At 72.6% G+C, this 20993-nt stretch carries 16 protein-coding genes and 1 pseudogene; 7 read left to right on the top strand and 10 right to left on the bottom strand.

The features are described from left to right. Positions 1-51: 51 nt before the first annotated feature. From QI554_RS09555 to QI554_RS09540, 4 genes and pseudogenes are all read right to left on the bottom strand, one after another. Positions 52-819, bottom strand: a complete 768-nt coding sequence (locus tag QI554_RS09555; protein ID WP_281468074.1) for a sulfite exporter TauE/SafE family protein — start codon at positions 817-819, stop codon at positions 52-54. 546 nt (positions 820-1365) lie between these two features. Next, positions 1366-2298, bottom strand: a pseudogene (locus QI554_RS09550) (SPFH domain-containing protein); the annotation flags it as partial. Between the two features lie 147 nt (positions 2299-2445). Further along, positions 2446-2856, bottom strand: a complete 411-nt coding sequence (locus QI554_RS09545) for an NfeD family protein (RefSeq protein ID WP_281468114.1) — start codon at positions 2854-2856, stop codon at positions 2446-2448. 169 nt (positions 2857-3025) lie between these two features. Continuing rightward, on the bottom strand, positions 3026-3820 hold the full coding sequence (locus tag QI554_RS09540; RefSeq protein ID WP_281468072.1) for an ABC transporter ATP-binding protein: 795 nt from the start codon (positions 3818-3820) through the stop codon (positions 3026-3028). Positions 3821-3954: 134 nt separating this feature from the next. Between QI554_RS09540 and QI554_RS09535 the strand changes: the two genes are divergently transcribed. Next, positions 3955-4740, top strand: a complete 786-nt coding sequence (locus QI554_RS09535) for a hypothetical protein (RefSeq protein WP_281468070.1) — start codon at positions 3955-3957, stop codon at positions 4738-4740. A gap of 98 nt (positions 4741-4838) precedes the next feature. Here QI554_RS09535 and QI554_RS09530 read toward each other — a convergent pair whose 3' ends face one another. After that, a complete protein-coding gene (locus QI554_RS09530) occupies positions 4839-7394 on the bottom strand; it encodes an FHA domain-containing protein (RefSeq protein ID WP_281468068.1) in 2556 nt (851 codons plus the stop codon). A 448-nt stretch (positions 7395-7842) separates the two neighbouring features. On the opposite strand from QI554_RS09530, the gene QI554_RS09525 reads away from it, so the two are divergent. The 4 genes from QI554_RS09525 to QI554_RS09510 all read left to right on the top strand — a co-directional run bounded on the left by QI554_RS09525 (position 7843) and on the right by QI554_RS09510 (position 12478). Continuing rightward, on the top strand, positions 7843-9561 hold the full coding sequence (locus QI554_RS09525) for a streptophobe family protein (RefSeq protein ID WP_281468065.1): 1719 nt from the start codon (positions 7843-7845) through the stop codon (positions 9559-9561). Positions 9562-9668: 107 nt separating this feature from the next. Continuing rightward, positions 9669-10883 carry a phosphoserine phosphatase SerB gene (gene serB, locus QI554_RS09520; RefSeq protein WP_281468063.1) on the top strand — a complete coding sequence of 405 codons (1215 nt, stop codon included), beginning with the start codon at positions 9669-9671 and terminating at the stop codon, positions 10881-10883. 100 nt (positions 10884-10983) lie between these two features. After that, entirely contained in the window at positions 10984-11517 is a 534-nt protein-coding gene (locus QI554_RS09515; protein WP_281468061.1) for a SigE family RNA polymerase sigma factor, read from the top strand. Next, positions 11510-12478: a hypothetical protein gene (locus QI554_RS09510; protein ID WP_281468059.1), complete on the top strand. Its 969-nt coding sequence runs from the start codon at positions 11510-11512 to the stop codon at positions 12476-12478. Before QI554_RS09515 ends, QI554_RS09510 begins: the two co-directional genes overlap by 8 nt. 161 nt (positions 12479-12639) lie before the next feature. Here QI554_RS09510 and QI554_RS09505 read toward each other — a convergent pair whose 3' ends face one another. From QI554_RS09505 to fabG, 5 genes are all read right to left on the bottom strand, one after another. Next, the gene (locus tag QI554_RS09505; protein WP_281468058.1) at positions 12640-13155 is read right to left on the bottom strand and encodes a SixA phosphatase family protein; all 516 of its coding nucleotides are present in this window, start codon (positions 13153-13155) and stop codon (positions 12640-12642) included. A 119-nt stretch (positions 13156-13274) separates the two neighbouring features. Continuing rightward, a complete protein-coding gene (locus QI554_RS09500; protein WP_281468057.1) occupies positions 13275-15581 on the bottom strand; it encodes an MMPL family transporter in 2307 nt (768 codons plus the stop codon). A gap of 196 nt (positions 15582-15777) precedes the next feature. Next, positions 15778-16086 carry a hypothetical protein gene (locus QI554_RS09495; RefSeq protein WP_281468056.1) on the bottom strand — a complete coding sequence of 103 codons (309 nt, stop codon included), beginning with the start codon at positions 16084-16086 and terminating at the stop codon, positions 15778-15780. Between the two features lie 97 nt (positions 16087-16183). Continuing rightward, the gene (fabI, locus tag QI554_RS09490) at positions 16184-16957 is read right to left on the bottom strand and encodes an enoyl-ACP reductase FabI (protein WP_281468054.1); all 774 of its coding nucleotides are present in this window, start codon (positions 16955-16957) and stop codon (positions 16184-16186) included. A gap of 3 nt (positions 16958-16960) precedes the next feature. Further along, on the bottom strand, positions 16961-17665 hold the full coding sequence (gene fabG, locus QI554_RS09485; RefSeq protein WP_281468053.1) for a 3-oxoacyl-[acyl-carrier-protein] reductase: 705 nt from the start codon (positions 17663-17665) through the stop codon (positions 16961-16963). Between the two features lie 312 nt (positions 17666-17977). Between fabG and QI554_RS09480 the strand changes: the two genes are divergently transcribed. After that, positions 17978-19501, top strand: coding sequence for a TldD/PmbA family protein (locus tag QI554_RS09480; protein ID WP_281468051.1), 1524 nt, complete (start codon positions 17978-17980; stop codon positions 19499-19501). After that, positions 19498-20907, top strand: coding sequence for a metallopeptidase TldD-related protein (locus QI554_RS09475; protein ID WP_281468049.1), 1410 nt, complete (start codon positions 19498-19500; stop codon positions 20905-20907). Before QI554_RS09480 ends, QI554_RS09475 begins: the two co-directional genes overlap by 4 nt. Positions 20908-20993: the final 86 nt, after the last annotated feature.

Below are 20993 nucleotides of genomic sequence, written 5' to 3'. Positions count from 1 at the left end.
CCCCTGAGGCAACACCCCGGACTCCGTCGCCCCGGTCGACCCGTCGGAGGGTCAGGCGGCGAGGAGGCGCACCACGGCGATGGTGCCGACCACGACGATGACGGCGCGCAGGACGGTCGGCGACAGGCTGCGGCCGATCTTGGCGCCGAGCTGTCCGCCGATGATCGAGCCGACCGCGATCAGCGCGACGACGGCCCAGGAGACGTCCGCGACGATCATGAAGAGGATCGCGGCGACGCCGTTCACGAGCATCGCGAGGACGTTCTTGACCCCGTTGAGCCGCTGGATGTCCTCGGCGACGAAGACGCCGAGGAGGGCGAGCAGGATGACGCCCTGCGCGGCGCCGAAGTAGCCGCCGTAGATGCCGGTCGCGTACACCGCGCCGAACAGCACCGGCCCTCCGTGCGCGGGGACGCCGCCGCCGTTGCCGGCTCGGCGCGCCTGGAGCCGCCGGGACAGTGCGGGCTGCACGACGACCAGGACCAGCGCCACGATGATGAGCGCCGGCACGATCGCCTTGAACGCGCCGGCGGGCAGCGTCAGCAGAAGCACCGCGCCGGTGATGCCGCCGAGCACGGAGGCGATTCCGAGTCTGATCAACCGGCTTCGCTGTCCGGCGAGTTCGCGCCGGTATCCGATCGCCCCGCTGAGCGATCCAGGCACGAGGCCGATCGTGTTGGACACGTTGGCCGTCACCGGCGGGTAGCCGATCGCGAGCAGCACCGGGAACGTGATGAGCGTCCCGGAGCCCACGATCGTGTTGATGCCGCCCGCGGCGATGCCGGCGCCGAAGACCGCCAGCTGTTCAAGCCATGTCATGTCCGGTGGTTCCTTTGACGTCCCGTCGACCAGGGTCCCGCACCAACGTTCCTCGTGGGGCACCCTAACCGCTGTCCGCGAGACGAGATGGACCTTCCGGAATGTGGACACAACAGCGACGCAGGAAGGCCTGTACGGCGACGACAGGCGACGACAGGCGCCGCACAAGCGCGGGGCCCGCACCCCGGATCGGGATGCGGGCCCCGTGGAGGCCTGAGGCCGTACTCAGCCCAGCGGGCCGTTGTCCCGCGGCTGGCGCCGGCCCGGCGCGGTCGGGCGCTCGATGCGCGGCGGGTCCACCTGCTGCCGCGTGCCCCGGCCCGGTGCGCGCCGGCCCACGTCGGGCCCCGGCAGCCCGGCCGGGCCCGGGTCCGCGTCCGGGTCCTCCGGACGCGCCGGCAGCGTGCCGCTCGGCGGCGCCTGCATCGGGATGGTCGGCGCGGGCGTCTCGGCCGGCGCCTGAGCGGGCGCGCCCGGCTCGTCGATGTCGGACGGCACCTCGGCGGGCGGCCGCGGCTTCGCGGCGCCGAACGCGGCCGGCTCCTGGTCGGCGGCCGGCGGCGCGACCGGGGGCGGCAGCGGCGCCGCGGCCCCGCCGACCTGCGGGGCGCCGGCCAGGTTCCCGAACACGCCGCCGATGCCCTCCAGCGCGCGCCCGATCTCGCTCGGCACGATCCACAGCTTGTTCGCGTCGCCCTCGGCGAGCTTCGGCAGCATCTGCAGGTACTGGTAGGCGATGAGCTTCTGGTCCGCGTCTCCGTCGTGGATGGCGCGGAACACCGTCTCGATCGCCTTGGCCTCACCTTCGGCGCGCAGCGCGGCGGCCGTGCGGTCGCCCTCGGCGCGCAGCACCGCGGCCTCCTTCTCGCCCTCGGCGATCAGGACCTGCGAACGCTGCGTGCCCTCGGCCGTCAGGATCGCCGCGCGGCGGTCCCGCTCGGCGCGCATCTGCTTCTCCATCGACTCCTGGATGGAGGGCGGCGGTTCGATCGCCTTCAGCTCCACGCGGTTGACGCGGATCCCCCAGCGGCCGGTCGCCTCGTCCAGCACGCCGCGCAGGCCCGCGTTGACCTCCTCGCGCGAGGTCAGCGTCTGCTCCAGGTCCATGCCGCCGATGATGTTGCGCAGCGTGGTGATGGTCAGCTGCTCGATCGCCTGGATGTAGTTGGCGATCTCGTACGTCGCCGCGCGCGGGTCGGTCACCTGGAAGTAGATCACCGTGTCGATCTGGACGACCAGGTTGTCCTCGGTGATGACCGGTTGCGGCGGGAACGGCACGACCTGCTCGCGCAGGTCGATCATCTGCCGTACGCGGTCGATGAACGGCACAAGGATGTTCAGCCCCGCGTGCAGGGTCCTCGTGTACCGGCCGAACCGCTCGACGATGGCCGCGCTCGCCTGCGGGATGACTTTGACCGTGCGCACCAGGGCGACGATCACCAGCAGGACGAGAACGATCACGACGATGACGACGGTCACGACCCCTCCCCCAATTCCGTTTCGGAAGTTGCTGTGTCGACCTTACGGGTTGCCGGCGCCGCCTGGGACCGCAACACGACCGGTCCCTACCCGCTTACCCCGTACGAGGGTTCGCCGACCCCCGTCCGAACGCCCGGGCGCGTCGGGTCAGATGACGACGGCGGTCGCGCCGTCGATCTCCGCGACGTCGACCTTCTCGCCGGGCTCGAACACCTGTGTCGCGTCCATCGCACGCGCCGACCACACCTCGCCCGCGAGTTTGATGCGCCCGCCGTTCTCGTCCACGCGCTCCAGGACCAGCGCGGTCTTGCCGGTCAGCGCCTCGACGCCGGTGCGCGTGCGCGGCCCGCCCTGCAACTGGCGTATGGCGATGGGCCGGACGAACACGAGGAGGGATACGGACACCGCGGAGAACACGATGCACTGCACGATCAGTCCGGCCCCGAGTCCGGCCGCGATCGCGGCGGCGAGCGCGCCCACCGCGAACATGCCGAACTCGACGACGGACGTGAGGACTCCGACGATGCCGAGCCCGCCCAACGCGACCAGCCACCACATCCATGAGTTCACAAAGCCATGGTAGGGCGGCGGATTCGCGTGACGTAGGGGTACGGGGGGACGAAGATCGGCCGAAGTCGTCGACGGTCACGGTCGGTTGGGCGCCGGAAACGCCGGAGGCGGGGCCGGTCGTGTCGACCGACCCCGCCTCCGGCGGGGGTTCATCGCCTCACGCGTGCAGCGGCAGGCCCCGGGCCGACCAGCGGTCGTGCTTCTGCTTGACCACGAGCGGGAGGCCGAAGCAGAGCGACAGGTTGCGCGAGGTCAGGGTCTCGGCGATCGGTCCGGCGGCGAGCACCCGGCCCTGGCGGAGCATCAGGACGTGGGTGAACCCGGCCGGGATCTCCTCGACGTGGTGGCTGACCATCACCATCGCGGGCGCGTACGGGTCGGACGCCAGCCGGCCGAGCCGCCGCACCAGGTCCTCGCGGCCGCCGAGGTCGAGGCCCGCGGCGGGTTCGTCGAGGAGCAGCAGCTCGGGGTCGGTCATCAGCGAGCGGGCGATCTGCACGCGTTTGCGCTCGCCCTCGGACAGCGTGCCGAAGCGCCGCTCGGCGAAGTCGATCATGCCGAGCTGGTCGAGCAGGAACAGCGCGCGATCCTCGTCGCTCTCCTCGTACCGCTCGCGCCACGTCGCGGTCATGCCGTACGCCGCGGTCAGCACGATGTCGAGGACCTTCTCGCGGCGCGGCAGCCGGTCCGCGAGCGCCGCCGACGCCATGCCGACGCGGGGCCGCAGCTCGAACACGTCCACCGAGCCGAGCTTCTCGCCCAGGATCGCCGCGGTGCCGGTGGTCGGGAACAGATACGAGGAGGCGATCTGCAGGAGCGTGGTCTTGCCGGCGCCGTTGGGCCCGACGACGACCCAGCGCTCGCCTTCCGCGACCGCCCACGTGACCTGTTCGACCAGTGGCCGGCCGCCGCGGATGACGGATACATCCACCAGCTCAAGAACATCGCTCATGCCTGCGCCTCGCTGTTGATTCGCTCGCCCATTCGCGTACCAGCTCCCCATCGCGTGCAGTCCGTGCGGTGCCGCTGTCGACTCACCCACTCGTGGAGAAACCTATGACACCGCGACCCCTTAGTCTCAACCGCATGCTTGATGTCCCGCGCTCCGGTGCCTTGGTCGCCTGGGGCAACGCCCTGCTCTCCGGTCGGGTCGGCCCCGACGACGCCGTCACCCGGATCACCCACGGGGACGAGCCGCACCGCGTCGTGGGCCTCCCGGGCGAGTCCGGGCCGGTGGGGCTGTCGCTCGCGCTGGGCCGGCTGCGCGCGCTCGGGGCGACGGGGCTGCGGCTCGCGCTGCCCGCGCCGGGCGATCCTCTGGGGCTGCCGGGGCCGCCGGAGTTCAACGACGCCGCGCTGCAGGCCGGAGAGGCCGCGGTCACGGTGGGCCTGCCGGGCGGCCAGCTCGGGCTGGTACCGGAGGGCGAGGTGTACGGCCCGCCCGGCGACCAGGCGGTACGCGTGCTGTGGCGGGTGTACGAGGCCGCCGACCGGCCGTTCCCGGGGCCGTTCCTGGCCGAGGCCGACCGGGAGCTGGCGGCCGCGCTCAAGGAGGCCACCGACGTGCTGATGCGTCTGGACGTCGGCGGCACCGGTGCGCGCACGGGCGCGGTCGCCGCGGCGCTGCGGGCCCGCCCGGGGGGCCACGAGTCGCCGCTGGCGCCCGGCTATCCGCAACGCGCGGTGCGGGTGGTCGAGCAGGCCTACCGGGTCGCGACGATCCTGGAGCTGGCCGGGCAGGACCACGGCGCCGCGGTGAACGCGTACGAGATGAGCGCGCGGACGGACTCGCTGGTGCCGTTGGAGCGGGCCTGCCGGCGGGCGCTGGTCGCGGCCTTCGGCGCGGCGTTGGAACCGTCGGCCGCCGACTGACCCGGCCGACTCGACGGAACCGGCCGACCCGGCCGAACCGGCAAACGCGAACGGGCGCGGACACCGGGGCTTCCCGGCGTCCGCGCCCGTTCGGCGCGTCAGTTCTTCTTCGTCCTGGCCTTGCGGCCGCCCGCCTTCGGGTCGAGCCGGCGCAGCATCAACATCGCGATGCCCGCGTACACCATGATCTGGGCGCCGAGTATCGCGACGTTCGTGTACCAGACCGACGCCTCGGGCTTCCAGAGCGGATCGGGGCCCTTGCCCGAGTCCTTCATGGGCGCCTGGAAGATGACGTCGACGGTCCCCGCCGCGGCGGAGAACGCCCAGCGGGCGGGGGCGATCCAGGCGAGTTGCTCGATGCCCGGCGACCCGTGCAGCGGGAACAGCGCGCCGCACAGCACGACCTGGATGATCGCGATCACGACGAGCAGCGGCATGGTCAGTTCCGGGGTGCCGACGAGCGCGGAGATGACCAGGCCGAGGGCCATGGCGGCGACCGCGGACAGGATGACCGCGATGCCGATCTCGACGATCGGTGTGCCGGTGACGACGCCCTTGTCGGGCAGTTTCACCCCGATCAGCGCGACCGCCGTCAGCGCCGCGCCCTGCAGTGCCGCGATGGCGCCGAGGACCAGCAGTTTCGAGCACAGGTACGCGGACACGGACAGGCCCGCGCTGCGTTCGCGCAGGTAGATCGCGCGTTCCTTGATGAGTTCGTTGACCGCGGTCGCCGAGCCCATCAGGCCGCTGATGACGAACAGCACGAGCAGCTTCGTCATCACGTCCGGGTTGCTGCCCGCCTGGTCGGTGACCAGCTTGCCGGGGATGGCCCGGCACAGCGCGCCCAGGAAGACCGGGGCGGCCAGCAGCAGCATGAGGTACTTGCGGTCGGACGCGATGACCGAGAGGTAGCGGCGCGACAGCGTGGCCAGCTGCGAGCCCCAGCTCTGCGGCTTCGGCGGCTTGACCTGCGGGCGGTCGGCCTGCGGCTGCGCGGTCGCGGCCGGGGTCGTGCCGGTGTCGACGTAGCGGGCGTGCGGCTCGGACGCACGGAACCGCTCGGCGAGCACCTTGCCGCGCTCGTTGTTGAGCATCTGGAACGCGGCGCGCCAGTTCTCCTTGCCGAAGTACGCCAGCGCCTCGCCGGGCGGCCCGTAGTAGGCGACGTAGCCGCCGGTGACCAGCACCAGCAGGCGGTCGCACACCTCGGCGCTGTCGAGGTCGTGCAGCACGGTGATGACGGTGCGGCCGTCGTCGGCGAGGTTGCGCAGGTTGTCCATCAGGTCGCCGGCGGAGCCGACGTCCAGGCCTGAGGTGGGCTCGTCCAGATACAGGAGGGACGGCTTGGTGAGCAGCTCGACCGCGACGCTGACGCGCTTGCGCTGGCCGCCGGACAGCTTGTGGATGGGCAGTTCGGCGCGCTCGGTCAGGCCGAGGTCGGCGATGACCTCCTCGACGCGGCGGGCGCGCTCGGCCTTCTCGGTGTCCTCGGGGAACCGGAGCCGGGCCGCGTAGCGCAGTGCCTGCCGCACGGTGAGCTGCTTGTGCAGGATGTCGTCCTGCGGGACGAGGCCGATGCGCTGCCGCAGTTCGGCGAACTGGGCGAACATGTCGCGGCCGTCGTACAGCACGTTGCCGCTGCTGACCGGGAGCGACCCGGTGAGCGCCTTGAGCAGCGTGGACTTGCCGGCGCCCGAGGTACCGACGACGGCGAGCAGCGTGCGCTCGCCGACCGGGAACGACACCTCGTGCAGCAGCGTCTTGTCGCCGGCCTTCACTTCCAGGTTCTGGATGTGGAGCGAGACCTCGCCGGTGTCGATGAACTCGCGCAGTTCGTTGCCGTCGAGGCGGAACGTCGCGTGCCCGATGCCGACGATGTCGTTCGCGCCGAGGACCTGCCGCTCGACGGGCACACCGTTGACGTACGTGCCGTTGTGGCTGCCGAGGTCGGCGATCTCGTGCTGGCCGCCGGGCGTGGTGCGCAGCTCGGCGTGGTGCCGCGACACCATCAGGTCGGTGAGGACCAGGTCGTTGTCGAGCGCGCGGCCGATGCGCAGCGTCCGGACCGGGATGCGGATGACCTGGCTGGGCCGCCGGTCGACGCTCGGCCGGCGGTCGGCGAACGGGCCGGGCGCCATGTTCTCCCACAGCGCGCCGCCTGCGCGGCCGCCCGCAGGCGTTCCCGGGCCGCCGCTGCCGGGTCCGGGTCCGGGCGCGCCCGAGCCGACGCCCTGACCGCCGGACGGCGGCTGCGGCACGCCCGACGGGCCCTGCGGCCTGTTGTCCGGCCGGTCCTCGTACGGCTGCGGCGGGTACGCCTGGCGGTCGCGGGCCGGCACCAGCTCGGTGGCCTCGGCGACCGGGCTCAGCGTGAGGCGTCCGCCGTCGTCGGGGTCCCCCAGGCGGACTTCGCATCCGCCTCCCACGACGATCCGGGTCACGCGCTGGCCGCGCACGTACGTGCCGTTCACACTTCCGGTGTCGACGAGCTCCCAGCCGTCGGCGGCCACGCGCAGGACGGCATGGCGGCGCGACACCCGGCGGTCGTCGACGACGACGTCGCACGACTGCGGGTCACGGCCCACGATGTAGTCGTGCCCGGGATCGAGCACGACGGATTGCCCGGCGTCGGTGCCCGCCGTCAGTCTCGGCACGGCCGGGTCTTCGGATGCATACCTGCCCCCCATGTCCAGCGAGTTTAGGGACCATCGGGCCTGTGTGGCACCTGTTCGCCCAGGCTTCCACTCGGATCGGTGTACGAGCCCGGGGCCGGTGTGCTCCGTGCGCCGGACGGCTGAGGACAAATGCGTGCGGCCTGGTCACGCGGGGTGTGCGCAGACCGTCGTGATCCGGGCGGGCGGGGCGTTACGGGCAACCGGAATTTCGGCGTGCGCCAAACCCGTTGGCTGCGGCCCCGGTGTGTCGGCGGCGACACGGACGGGTGTGGGAAACCCGTCCGAACGGCCGTGTAACAGGCGTTCACCCGTCTCAGCGATCCCGTTGACGTGCGTCACGCCGGGTCCGATAGTCATTCATGTCCGAATGGGGGGCTGGATACCTCGCCGTACTGCGCCCTCGTCACCTCAGTCGCAGGGAGCGGGCGTGTCCTGGAACAACCCACCGCAGCCCCCCGGACCGGGGCCCGGCCCCGGCGCCGGCCGCGGCCCGCACGGCGGGCCCGGACCACGGGGCCCGCAGGGGCCCCAGGGGCCGCCGCGCAACGCCCGGCCCCCCGCCGCGCCCGCGGTGCGGTTGTTCGGCGGGCTGGAGGCGTGGCTCCACGCGTTCGTGGCGGTCTTCGCGTCGTTCGCGGCGATGGCGGCCACGGCGTGGCTCGCCCTGTGGCTGCTGGGCGCGGGCGACCTGGGCGGCGGGTCGATGCCACCGCTGGTCGCCGCGACGATCGCGCTGGCGGTCGGCGGGAAGGTCGAGCTCAAGGGCGCCGAGAACCTGCAGACCGGCGACAACCCGCTCGGGGGCCTGATCCCGATCGACGACCTGTCCGTCGCGGAGGGCAGCGGCCACGTCGACGTGATCATGCTCGGCGTCGGACTGGTCGGCGCGCTGGTGCTGGGCTGGCTGTTCCTGCGGCCGCTGCGCTACCGGCTGGTCATCGGGGTGAACGAACTGCTCGCGCACGTGGCCCGGATCGCGGTGTTCACCGTGGCCGCGCTGGGCGCGTGCGCGGTGCTCGGCACCCACAACCTGCCGATCGGGGACGTCGTCCCGAAGGTGAAGGCCGACGAGCTGATGGGCATCTTCAGCCTCGGCGCGACGGCGAAGTTCACCACCGACACACCGACCACGCTCGGCTTCGGGCTGCTGTGGATGGTGCTGACGCTCGTGCTGGCGCTGGCGGTGTCCGCGCGCGGCCCGCTGCCGCGGCTGTGGCTGCGCTACCGCGACGTCGTGCGGCCGCCGGTGGCGGGCGTGATGGCGGTGTTCCTGGGCGCCGTGCTGCTCGCGATCATCGGCGCGCCGTTCGTGGCCGCCGCGGCACCGGGGCCCAAGCGGATGATCGGCGGCATGCTGCTGGCGATCCCGAACGTCATGTGGCTGTTGTTGACGCTTGGCATGGGCGTCGAGTGGAAGTCCAGCGGCGGCGGCGCGTTCAGCTTCGGTCTGCCCGGACCGCTGGGCAAGCTGCTCAACGAGTCGGGCAGCAAGGGCCTGCCGATCACGATCAACCGGCTGGCCGAGCTGGACAGCCGCGCGTGGTGGATCCCGGTCGTGTCCGGGATCCTGCTGCTGTTCGGCGGCACCGTGATGGCGCTGCGCTCCCCCGCGCAGGTGAAGCTGTACCAACACGCGTGGCGGTTCGCCGTGGCGTTCGCGGTGACGGCGGTGTGTGCGGCGGCCATAGCGCAGATCCAGCTGAAGGCGAACGTCGACGTGCTGGGCGACAGCGTGCAGCCCGGCGGTCAGGTGAACCTGCACCCCGACTACGCCATGACGGCGGGCCTCGGCGCACTGTGGGGCGCCTGCGCGGGCCTGCTCGGCGGCGCGATGGCCGCGTGGATCCGAGCGGTGCGCGCGAGCCGCAACCCGGCCCCGGCCGCGCGCCAGCGCGCGGTCCCCCGTCCGAAGCCCGCAGGCGGCTACGGCGCCGCCCCCGCGCCCGGCCCGGGACGCGCTCCCGCGCCGGGAACCGCCCCCGGCCCCGCGCCCGGTCCCGCCCCCGGCGGCCCTGGGGGCTACGCAGGCGGCCCCGGAGGCTTCACCCCGCGCAGACCCTCGGGCCCCGGCGCCCAGCCGCCTGGCGGGCAGCCGGGCGGCTACCCGCCGCCTCCCCCGCCTGGCCCACCACCGGGGCAACGCTGAACGTGTGACGTGCGGGAACCGTCCCGCGGACCCGCGCGGTCGTGATCGTGTCCACCCAGCGGAACCGCGCGACGCCGTCGTCGCGGCGCCGGGTACCGTGATCAATCATGGACGCCGCGCCCCGCACTCTCCTGGTCAAGATCTTCGGGAAGGACCACCCCGGGATCACCTCGTCGCTCTTCGAGACGCTGGCCGGGCACGGACTCGACGTGGTCGACATCGAGCAGACCGTCACGCGGGGCCGCCTGACGCTGTGCGTCCTGGTGCCGGCTCCCGCGGTCGACGGGCCGCTGCGCGCAGAGCTGCACCGCTGGGCCGAGGGCGAGCGCCTCGACATCGAGATCATCTCCGGCAGCGGCGACAACCGTCCGCGCGGCGAGGGCCGCTCGCACGTCACGGTGCTGGGCCACCCGCTCACCGCCTCGGCGATCGCCGCCATAGCGGGCCGGATCGCGGCGACCGGCGCGAACATCGACCGGATCTTCCGGCTCGCGAAGTACCCGGTGACCGCGATCGAGCTGCAGGTCTCCGGCGTCGAGACGGACAAGCTGCGCGGCGAGCTGGCCGGCGAGGCGGCCGCGCGGCGGGTCGACGTCGCGGTGCAGCCTTCGGGCCTGCTGCGGCGCGCCAAGCGCCTCGTGGTGATGGACGTCGACTCGACGCTCATCCAGGGCGAGGTCATCGAACTGCTCGCCGAGTACGCCGGCTGTCTGGACGAGGTCGCCGAGGTCACCGCCGCGGCGATGCGCGGCGAGCTGGACTTCGCCGAGTCGTTGGAAGCCCGCGTCGCACTGCTGGCCGGCCTGGACGCGTCCGCGATCGACGCCGTCCGCGAGCGCGTCGAGCTCACCCCCGGCGCGCGCACCCTGGTGCGCACCCTCAAGCGGCTCGGCTACCAGGTCGGCATCGTGTCGGGCGGCTTCACGCAGGTCACCGACGTGCTGGTGGAGCGGCTCGGACTGGACTACTCGGCGGCGAACACGCTCGAGGTGGTCGACGGCAAGCTGACCGGCAAGGTCGTCGGCGAGATCGTCGACCGGCCCGGCAAGGCCCGGATGCTGGCGCGGTTCGCCGCGGACGCGGGCGTGCCGTTGTCCGCGACCGTCGCGATCGGCGACGGCGCGAACGACCTGGACATGCTGAACGCGGCCGGCCTGGGCGTGGCGTTCAACGCCAAGCCGGTGGTCCGCGAAGCGGCGGACACCGCCGTGAACTTCCCGTTCCTGGACACCGTGCTGTTCCTGCTCGGCCTCACCCGCGAGGAGGTCGAGGCGGCCGACGCCGCCGACGACGACCTGGGCGACGCCGACGCCGAGCACTGATCCGCCCGTACGCGGACCGCTCCCCGTTCCGACGGAACCTTTCGCCCCGGCCACGGACTAATAGCCGTGACAGAGGTCCGGTTCCGTGGAACGGGGAGTGATGGATCCCGAGGAAGACTTCAAGGAGTTCGTCGAGGGCGCGTGGCCCCGACTGCTGCGCACCGCGTATCTGCTCACCGGTGACCACCACCGCGCCGAGGACCTGGTGCAGACCGCGCTGATGCGGGTGCACCGCCGGTGGGAGCGGATCGACCGGTCGATGGGCGCCGAGGCGTACACCCGCCGGGTCGTGGTGAACCTCAACAGCTCGTGGTGGCGCCGGGCGGCCTCGCGCGAGCAGACGTGGGCGCAGGTCCCGGACAACGCCGCGCGCGACGCGCACGCCCCGGTCGAGCTGCACGCCGACATGTGGAAGGCACTCGGCACCCTCAAGCCGGCGGTACGCGCCGTGCTGGTGCTGCGCTACTACGAGGACCTGCCCGAGACCGAGGTGGCCCGCCTGCTGGACCGGCCGCTCGGCACCGTGAAGAGCCAACACGCCCGCGGCCTCGCGCAGTTGCGCGCCGCGCTGGCCCCGGAGAAGCGCGCGGCCGGCCCGCGCCCGCGCCCCCGTGAGGAGTCCGCCCATGCCTGACACGCACGACGAAGTGCCCGGCGAAGACCGGCTGGTGGCCGAAATGGTCGCCACGATGCACGCCCGGGCCGACGCGGTCACACCGTCGGCGACGCCGTACGCCCGGTTCCGCTCGGTGCGGGCCCGCCGCGCCCAGCGGGCCCGGGTCGCGGTGGCGGCCGCGGCCGCCGTGCTGGCACTGGCCGGCGGCACCGCGTGGGCGGGCTACGCGGCGGGCGAGCGGTCGGGGGTGGCCGCGGGGTTCGACGACGCCGAGCCGTACAAGGTGACCGAGCAGTGCGGCAGGCAGGAGATCGCGGGCACGGAGGTCACGCTCCTCAAGGGGGAGGCCAAGGCCAAGGCGGATGCCGCCGCCGACGCCTACGACGAGGCGTTCCGGCAGTCCCCCGACGGGGCGGCGTCGAGCGCCGACCGCCAGTTGGTCTACGAGGTGGTGTGCGCCTACGACAAGTTCGGCGGTGTCGCGGGCCTGGACGTGAGGCTGTTGTGGAGCGGCGGCATGCCGACCGGAGGCAACGGCGTCGTGCTGGCTTTCACGCGCGGGACGGAGACGATCCAGGAGTTCGCCGTCCCGGGGAGGCGCGGCGGCGGCGTCTGGCCTGCCGAGCACCGGCAGGGGCCCTGGCTCCTGTCCGAACTGGGCAGCAGGAACTGGGCGGTGTTCGCCACCCCGGCGACGCGGGTCGAGCTGCGGGACACGTCGACGGGCGAGGTCGTCGCGCAGGGTGTGACGGACACCGACGGGTTCGCGACCATGGTCGCGACGAAGCCGATCATGCCGGGCAAGGCGGCCACCACCCTCGTGCGCGCGGACGGCGGCAGGGTCGACGGCCCGGGAGCCTGGACGGCGGAGACGTCGGCGCTGTCGTGCCACGTCGCCCAGAACCGCGACAGCTGCCCGAACCCGTGGGACGTGCCTTTCACGATGCCCACGATGGAGAACTGGTCGCCTGACAAGTGACTCCGGTGCCGCGCGCCGCAGCCGCCCGACGGGGCGCCGGGTGGGGCGGACGCGGCACCGGGTACGGCGAGGCCCCGCGACACGTGGTGTCGCGGGGCGCTCGGGTGTGACGGCCCGCGGTCACGGCCCACGGGGGTGCGGGCTGCGGACCGCGTATGCGCCTAGGCGCGCGGCGTCGCGAACGCCGCCAGGTGCGCGGCCTTTTCGTTGAGGTCGCCCCACGCGCCCTCGAAGCGCAGCAGGGCCACACCCGAGGTGGCGTACTTCTCGCGGGCGCGCTCCAGGGCGTCGCCGTCGGCGCTTCCGGCGAGGACGGACACGAGGGTCGCGACGCCGGGGTTGTGGCCGATCATCACCAGGGTGTCGACATCGTCGGCGGTCTCCTGGGCTACATAGAGCAGGGACTGCGCGGTCGCCTCGTAGAGCCGGTCGTCGTAGACGGTGTGCGGCTTCGGGTCGAAGACCTTGCCCATGAGCTTCCACGTCTCACGGGTGCGCGCGGCGGTCGAGCACACGACGTGGTCGGGATGGACACGGCGGTTGACGAGCCAGTTGCCGATCTCGGGGGCGTCGTGGCGCCCGCTGTCGGCCAGGGGGCGCTCGTGGTCGGGAACGTCGGGCCAGTCCGCCTTGGCGTGTCTGACCACGACGAGGGTGCGCTGTCGGTGCGATGCCATGGGATCCAGCCTCTCAGAATTCCCGCATAACGCGCGGCGGGTCCCGGCCATGACGGCCGGGACCCGCGTACTCGGGGCGGTGTTGTGCGGCGCTGTGCGGTCCGGTGCGGTGGCCGGGTTCAGCCGACCGGCGGACGGGGCAGGCGCGTCGAGCCGGAGACGTCCTCGTACCCGGCGTACGGGGCGGCGTGCCGGCCGCCGGCCAGGACCGGCTCGCGGACCGGGGCCGGGGGCGCGGCGTCGTCGGCGCCGTGGTCGAGCTGCGGCAGCCAGCCGAGCCACTTCGGCAGGTACCAGTTGCGCTCACCGAGCAGGCCCATGACGGCGGGGAGCAGGACGGCTCGGATGATGGTGGCGTCGAGCAGGACCGCGACCGCGAGGCCGACGCCCATCTGCTTCATCTGCTGCATGGACAGGGTGCCGAAGACCGCGAACACCGCGACCATGATGACCGCCGCGCTGGTGACGACGCCCGCGGTGCTGCGCACGCCGTGGGCGACGGCGCTCTTGGTGTCCATGCCCTTGTCGTAGGCCTCGCGGATCCGGCTGACGACGAAGACGTGGTAGTCCATCGACAGGCCGAACAGGACCACGAAGAGGAACAGCGGCAGCCACGAGGTGATCGCGCCCGGCGCGTCGGTGCCGACCAGGTTGTCGCCGTAGCCGTGCTGGAAGACCAGGCCGAGGACGCCGTACGCGGCGCCGACCGACAGCAGGTTGAGCACGATCGCGGTGAGCGCGATGGTGAGCGAGCGGAACGAGACGAGCATCAGCAGGAAGGCGAACAGGAGCACGAACCCGAACGCGATGGGCGTGGTCTTGTCGAGCTGGTGGTTGAAGTCCTCGGTTTCGGCTACCCGGCCGGAGACGGGCGCGTCGAGGCCCTTGACCTTGCCGAGGGTGTCGGGGATCACCGTGTCGCGGAGGGTGTGCAGCGCCGCCACCTGGTGGTCGGGGTCCTTGAAGGGGACCTCGACGGTCATGACGTCGGTCTTGCCGGGGAAGGTGCGCGTCTCGATCTGGTCGGTGGAGACGCCGCTCGCGACGGCCTGCTTCTTGAACGCCTCCAGGGCGGCCTTGAAGTCGGCGGCGTTGATGTCGCGGGTCTTGATGACGACGTCCGCGGGTGCGGGGCCGCCGGGGAACTTCTGGTCGATCTTCGTGTAGGTCTGCACGATCGCGCTGTCCTTGGGCAGTTCCTTGTCCAGGGGCAGCAGCGACAGCTTCATGTCGAGCGCGGGGAGGGCGAGCGCGACCAGGAGGCCGGCCGAGGCGACGGCCCAGACGACCGGGCGGCGCAGCACGGTGCGCAGGATCGCGCCCCAGAAGCGGCCGCCTTCGGGCGACGGGCGGCGCATGCGGCCGAGGCCGGGGATCTTCCCCGCGTCGACCTTGTCGTGGAGCATCGACAGCAGCGCCGGCAGCACGGTGACCGAGCCGATCATGGCGGTCAGGACGACCAGGATGGTGCCGAACGCCATGGACTGGAACTGGGCGAGGCCGGAGAACATCATGCCGGCCATGGCGACCATGACGGTGATGCCGGAGACCAGGACCGAGCGGCCGGACGTGGCGGCGGCGATCTCCAGGGCGCGCTCCGGGGAGCGGCCCTTCGCGCGCTCCTCCCGCTCACGGCGGATGTAGAAGAGGCAGTAGTCGACGCCGACCGCGAGGCCGATGAGCAGCATGACGGACATGGTGCTGTCGGTGGTCGGGAGGAGCCGGGTGCCGAGGGCGAGCAGGCCGCCGGCCGCGATGAACGCGGTCATGGCGAGCGCGACGGGCAGCAGGGCCGCGACGACGGCGCCGAACGCGATGAGCAGGATTCCGAGGGCGAGCGGCACGGCGGTCCACTCGGCCGTCTTGAAGTCGTTGCCCATGGTCTCTTTGAACCACTTCTCCGAAGTGGCGTCGCCGAGTTCGTCGAAGGTGAGCTGCGGGTGGGCGGCCTTGACCTGCTTGACCGCGTCGATGACGGGGTCGATGTGGTCCGTGGCGTCGTCGTGCTTGCCCGCCATGTCGAACTGGACGAGGACCGAGCCGCGGTCCTGGGAGATCGCGCCGCCGGGGCCGTACGGGCCGCGGACGTTCATGGCGACCGCGCCGCTCTTGTCCTTGGCCGCGGTGATCCGGGCGACGGTGTCGTCGACGGCGGCGTGGAAGGCCGGGTCGTCGGCCTTGAGGGTCGTGCTGCTGATGAGGACCATCTCGCTCGCCGGGTACTCGACGCCGGCGTCCTCGATGATCCGCTCGGCGCGCCCAGCCTCGCCGGGCGTGTTCTCCCCTTCGGACAGTTCCTTCGAGCCCACCATGCCGCCGATGACGACGGCGAGGACGACGAACGCCAGCCAGGCGAAGACCGCCGTCTTGCGGTGCCGTGCACTCCAACCGCCCATTGATGCGGCGAGATTGCGCCTGCTAGCCATGGGTCTGCTCTCCTTGTCGCGTGTGCGTACGCGCAGGAACCGCCCCGAGTCGGTGGTCCCTTGGTGTCGCTACGACGCTACGGGCGAGCGGTGGTCGGGCCCCATCCGGCGAACTGCCGTGTCCGACGGGGTGCGGGCGCCCGGTCGGCTGGTGGGGCTAGCCCTACCCCCTAGGGATGCCGCGGTGCGGCGGCGGTCAGCTGACCAGGGTGGCGAGCAGGGCGATGGCGCCGGTGATGAGCAGCATGGCGCCGAGGATGGCGAGCATGGCGCGGCTGGCCGGCTTGTCCGGGTCCGGCGGCGCGAGGACCGGCGTCCAGCCCTGGTCCTCGCCCTGGGCGGCGTGGTCGGCGGCCTCGGCGGCGGCCCGGGCGCGGGCGGCGTCGTGGTCGGCGGCGCGCGCCTGGTCCTCGCGGGCCTTGCGGGCGGCGACCGCGCGGGCGTAGCGCTCCTTCGCGGTCTCGGTCCGGCCGGTCTGGGGCTGCGGCGTGGGATCTGCGGACATGACGTCGAGTCTCGCAGACGCCGGGGGTGGGAACGCCGCGAGGGCCGGTTCCCGGGTGGGAGCCGGCCCTCGCGGGCGGAGTACAGCGGTGCCTCGGTCAGGCGCCCATGGCGTGCAGGCCGCCGTCGACGTGCACGACCTCGCCGGTGGTCTTGGGGAACCAGTCGGACAGCAGGCCGACGACGCCGCGGGCGGCCGGCTCCGGGTCGTTGAGGTCCCAGCCGAGCGGGGCCTTCTCGTTCCACACGCCCTCGAACTGGTCGAAGCCGGGGATCGAGCGGGCGGCCATGGTCTTGACGGGGCCGGCCGATACGAGGTTGACGCGCACGTTCTGCTCGCCGAGGTACTTGGCGAGGTAGCGCGAGGTGGCCTCCAGGCCGGCCTTCGCGACGCCCATCCAGTCGTAGCCGGGCCACGCGACCTGCGCGTCGAAGTCGAGGCCGACGACGGAGAGCGAGCCGTCCTCGGGCTTGAGCGGCAGCGCGGCCATGGTCAGCGACTTCAGCGAGAAGGCGGAGACCTGCACGGCGGTGGAGACGTCCTCGTACGTGGTGTTGAGGAAGTTGCCGCCGAGCGCGTCCTGCGGACCGAACGCGATGGAGTGCACGACGCCGTCGATGCCGTCGACGTGCTGGCGCACGTTGTCGGCGAGCGCGTCGAGGTGCTCCTGGTTGGTGACGTCCAGCTCGATGACCGGGGCGGGCTTGGGCAGCCGGCCCGCGATGCGGTTGACGAGCGAGAGCCGGCCGAAGCCGGTGAGCACGACCTCGGCGCCCTCCTCCTGCGCGAGGCGCGCGACGTGGAAGGCGATCGAGGCGTCGGTCAGAACGCCGGTGACGAGAATGCGCTTGCCGACCAGAAGGTCACCCATGCGTCAGTGCCCCATTCCAAGTCCGCCGTCCACAGGGATGACGGCTCCGGTGATGTACGACGCGGCGTCCGAGCAGAGGAAGCGGACGACGCCCGCGACCTCGTCGGTGCTCGCGTAGCGGCCCAGGGGTACCTGGGCCAGGATCTCGGCCTTGCGGTCCTCGCCGAGGACCTCGGTCATCGCGGTGTCGACGAAGCCGGGCGCGACCACGTTGGTGGTGATGTTGCGGGAGCCGAGCTCGCGGGCCAGCGAGCGGGCGAAGCCCACCAGGCCGGCCTTGGAGGCGGCGTAGTTCGCCTGGCCGGCGGAGCCGAGCAGCCCGACGACCGACGAGATGAGCACGATGCGTCCCTTGCGGGCCCGCAGCATGCCCTTGCTGGCGCGCTTCACGACCCGGAACGTGCCGGTGAGGTTCGTGTCGACGACCTCGGTGAAGTCGGCCTCGCTCATGCGCAGGAGGAGGGTGTCCCGGGTGATGCCGGCGTTGGCGATGAGCACCTCGACCGGGCCCTGGTGGGCCTCGACCTCCTTGAACGCCTGCTCGACCTGCTCGGGGTCCGTGATGTCGCAGCGGACGCCGAACAGCCCCTCGGGGGCCTCTCCGGACCGGGAGGTGACCGCGACCTTGTCGCCTTCGGCGGCGAACGCGCGCGCGATGGCGAGGCCGATGCCGCGGTTTCCTCCGGTGACGAGAACCGACCGGCTCAACGGATCACTCCTTATTACCCGGGATCGTGTGAGGTGCGCCTAACCGTATCGGTCCGGTGACTGCGGGAAGGAATCGCTCCCCACAAGAAGATCCGCGCACGCGTGTGGGAACTCGCCAACCGCTCCGGGAGTCGGAGGAGTAGTCGGACAGGCCTGCCCGCGGGCGCGCGACGCGCCGGAAAAGCAGGACCGGCCCGTGGGCCGCGCGTGGTTGACTGCGAACCGTGTGTGCCCGGATGTAAGCGCGAACCGCGAGGACACCGCGACCTCACTGCGACATCACCGCGACATGAAGGACAGGTGAGAACCCCAGTGCCGCATCCCATCGATCCGGAGTTCCTGGCGTACCCACTGCGTGCGATGGCCGACGCCGCGCTCGGGCGTGCCGCCGAACTCGGTGCCGAGCACGCGGACTTCCGGCTGGAGCGGATCCGTGACGCGTCCCTGAGGCTGCGGGACGGCAACACCCAGTCGTCGCTGGACACCACGGACGTCGGGTTCGCGGTGCGCGTCGTACACGACGGCGCGTGGGGCTTCGCGGCCGGCGTGGACCTGACCGTGGACGCGGCGGCGCGGGTCGCCGAGGAGGCGGTCGCGGTCGCGCGGGTCTCCGCGTCGATCGCGGCGGCGTCCGGCCTGGGCGACCGGGTGGAGCTGGCGCCCGAGCCGGTGTACGCGGACGCGGTGTGGGTCTCGGCGTACGACGTGAACCCGTTCGACGTCGCCGAGGCCGAACGGGTCGGGCTGCTCGCGCAGTGGAGCCGCGAGCTGCTGGCGGCCGACGGCGTGGACCACGTCGACGCGGGCCTGATGGCCGTGCACGAGAACAAGTTCTATGCGGACTCGGCGGGGACGACGACCACCCAGCAGCGGGTGCGCATCCACCCGCAGCTGACCGTGATCGCGGTGGACCGCGAGTCGGGCGCGTTCGAGTCCATGCGCACGCTGGCGCCGCCGACCGGGCGCGGCTGGGAGTACCTGACCGGCACCGGGTGGGACTGGAAGGCGGAGCTGGCCGAACTGCCGGCGCTGCTCGCCGAGCGGCTGGCGGCGCCCTCGGTCGAGGCCGGCACGTACGACGTGGTGGTCGACCCGAGCAACCTGTGGCTGACCATCCACGAGTCGATCGGGCACGCGACCGAGCTGGACCGGGCGCTGGGCTACGAGGCGGCGTACGCGGGCACGTCGTTCGCGACGTTCGACAAGCTGAACACGCTCAAGTACGGCTCCGAGATCATGCACGTGACCGGCGACCGCACCGCCGAGCACGGCCTGGCGACGATCGGCTTCGACGACGAGGGCGTCGCCACCCAGCAGTGGGACCTGGTCAGGGACGGCGTGCTGACGGGCTACCAGCTGGACCGCAACATGGCCCGGATGAAGGGCTTCGGCCGGTCGAACGGCTGCGCGTTCGCGGACTCGCCGTCGCACGTCCCGGTGCAGCGCATGGCGAACGTGTCGCTCCAGCCGGCCGCCGAGGACCGCTCCACGGCGGACCTGATCGGCGCGGTCGAGCGCGGCCTCTACATCGTCGGCGACAAGTCGTGGTCGATCGACATGCAGCGCTACAACTTCCAGTTCACCGGCCAGCGCGCCTACAAGATCGAGAACGGCCGGCTCGCCGGCCAGGTGAAGGACTTCGCCTACCAGGCGACCACCACCGACTTCTGGGGCTCGATGGAGGCGGTCGGCGGCCCGTCGACGTACGTGTTCGGCGGGGCGTTCAACTGCGGCAAGGCACAGCCGGGGCAGGTCGCGGCGGTCGGGCACGGCTGCCCCTCGGCGCTGTTCCGCGGGGTTCGCATTCTCAACACGGTGCAGGAGGCCGGGCGATGACACAGACGACGACGGTGACCGGCCCGGGCGAGACGGTCGAGCGCGCGCTCGCGCTGTCCCGCGCGGACGGCCTTGTGGTCATCGCGGAGGAGACCTCCAGCGCCAACCTCCGTTGGGCGGGCAACGCGCTCACCACCAACGGGCTCACGCAGGGCCGCCGGATCACGGTGGTGGCCACGGTCGGCGGCGCCGAGGGCACCGCGTCGGGCGTGGTGTCGCGCAGCGGCGTCACCGTCGACCAGCTGGAGGGCCTGGTGCGCGCGGCCGAGGCGGCGGCGCGCGACGCGGGCCCCGCGGAGGACGCGAACCCGCTGGTGTCGGGCGACGCGTTCGCGGCCGGCTTCGAGGACGCCCCGGCGCGGACCTCGATCGACGTGTTCGCGGACTTCGCGCCCGCGCTCGGCGAGGCCTTCGGGCGGGCCGGCGCGGCCGACCGGAAGCTGTACGGCTTCGCCCGGCACGACGTGGTGTCGACGTACGTCGGCAACACCGCCGGGCTGCGCGCCCGGCACGACCAGCCGACCGGCAGCTTCGAGCTCAACGCCAAGTCCGCCGACATGGCGCGCTCGGCGTGGGCGGGCGTCTCGACGCGCGACTTCCGCGACGTGGACGTCGCCGCGACCGAGGCGGACGTCGCCCAGCGCCTGGAGTGGGCGCGCCGGCAGATCGACCTGCCGGCCGGGCGGTACGAGACGCTGCTGCCCCCGACGGCGGTCGCCGACCTGATGATCTACCTCTACTGGTCGGCCGGTTCGCGGGACGCCCACGAGGGCCGCACGGTGTTCTCGAAGCCGGGCGGCGGGACCCGGGTCGGCGAGAAGCTGGCGGCGCTGCCGCTGACGCTGCGCAGCGACGCCGCGTACCCGGGCCTGGAGTGCACGCCGTTCTCCACGGCGATGGCGTCCGGGGACGGCTCGTCGGTGTTCGACAACGGGCTCGCGCTCGCGCCGACGTCGTGGATCGACGAGGGTGTGCTGCGCGCGCTGCCGAGCAACCGGTTCACGGCCGGCCTCACCGGGCTGCCGCTGGCGCCGGAGACCGACAACCTCGTGCTGGAGAACGGCGGCGAGGGCAACGACCGGTCGCTCGCCGAGATGATCGCCTCGACCGAGCGCGGGCTGCTGCTGACCTGCCTGTGGTACATCCGCGAGGTGGACCCGCAGACGCTGCTGCTGACCGGGCTCACCCGGGACGGTGTGTACCTCGTCGAGAACGGGGAGGTCACCGGTGCGGTGAACAACTTCCGGTTCAACGACTCGCCGGTCGACGTGCTGGGCAGGATCACCGAGGCCGGCCGCACCGAGCGGTGCCTGCCGCGCGAGTGGGGCGACTACTTCTCGCGCGCGGCGATGCCCGCGGTGCGGGTGCCGGACTTCAACATGAGCTCGGTGAGCCAGGCCTCGTAGTCGGGGCGGGCGGAGCGGGGGGGGGGGGGGGGGGGGGGGGGGGGGGGGGCGGGCCCCCCCCCCCCCCCCCCCCCCACACACCCACA

The organism is Yinghuangia seranimata, from assembly GCF_029953285.1.
Classification (GTDB): domain Bacteria; phylum Actinomycetota; class Actinomycetes; order Streptomycetales; family Streptomycetaceae; genus Yinghuangia; species Yinghuangia seranimata.
The sequence above is the reverse complement of the archived record's forward strand: the minus strand, read 5'-3'. Positions and strand labels throughout refer to the sequence as shown.

Excerpts from the sequence above, each read along its gene's own strand:
- QI554_RS09555 (WP_281468074.1), bottom strand. The coding sequence starts at position 819 with ATGACATGGCTTGAACAGCTGGCGGTCTTCGGCGCCGGCATCGCCGCG.
- QI554_RS09545 (WP_281468114.1), bottom strand. The coding sequence starts at position 2,856 with ATGTGGTGGCTGGTCGCGTTGGGCGGGCTCGGCATCGTCGGAGTCCTC.
- QI554_RS09540 (WP_281468072.1), bottom strand. The coding sequence starts at position 3,820 with ATGAGCGATGTTCTTGAGCTGGTGGATGTATCCGTCATCCGCGGCGGC.
- QI554_RS09535 (WP_281468070.1), top strand. The coding sequence starts at position 3,955 with ATGCTTGATGTCCCGCGCTCCGGTGCCTTGGTCGCCTGGGGCAACGCC.
- serB (WP_281468063.1), top strand. The coding sequence starts at position 9,669 with ATGGACGCCGCGCCCCGCACTCTCCTGGTCAAGATCTTCGGGAAGGAC.
- QI554_RS09515 (WP_281468061.1), top strand. The coding sequence starts at position 10,984 with ATGGATCCCGAGGAAGACTTCAAGGAGTTCGTCGAGGGCGCGTGGCCC.
- QI554_RS09510 (WP_281468059.1), top strand. The coding sequence starts at position 11,510 with ATGCCTGACACGCACGACGAAGTGCCCGGCGAAGACCGGCTGGTGGCC.
- QI554_RS09505 (WP_281468058.1), bottom strand. The coding sequence starts at position 13,155 with ATGGCATCGCACCGACAGCGCACCCTCGTCGTGGTCAGACACGCCAAG.
- QI554_RS09500 (WP_281468057.1), bottom strand. The coding sequence starts at position 15,581 with ATGGCTAGCAGGCGCAATCTCGCCGCATCAATGGGCGGTTGGAGTGCA.
- QI554_RS09495 (WP_281468056.1), bottom strand. The coding sequence starts at position 16,086 with ATGTCCGCAGATCCCACGCCGCAGCCCCAGACCGGCCGGACCGAGACC.
- fabI (WP_281468054.1), bottom strand. The coding sequence starts at position 16,957 with ATGGGTGACCTTCTGGTCGGCAAGCGCATTCTCGTCACCGGCGTTCTG.
- QI554_RS09475 (WP_281468049.1), top strand. The coding sequence starts at position 19,498 with ATGACACAGACGACGACGGTGACCGGCCCGGGCGAGACGGTCGAGCGC.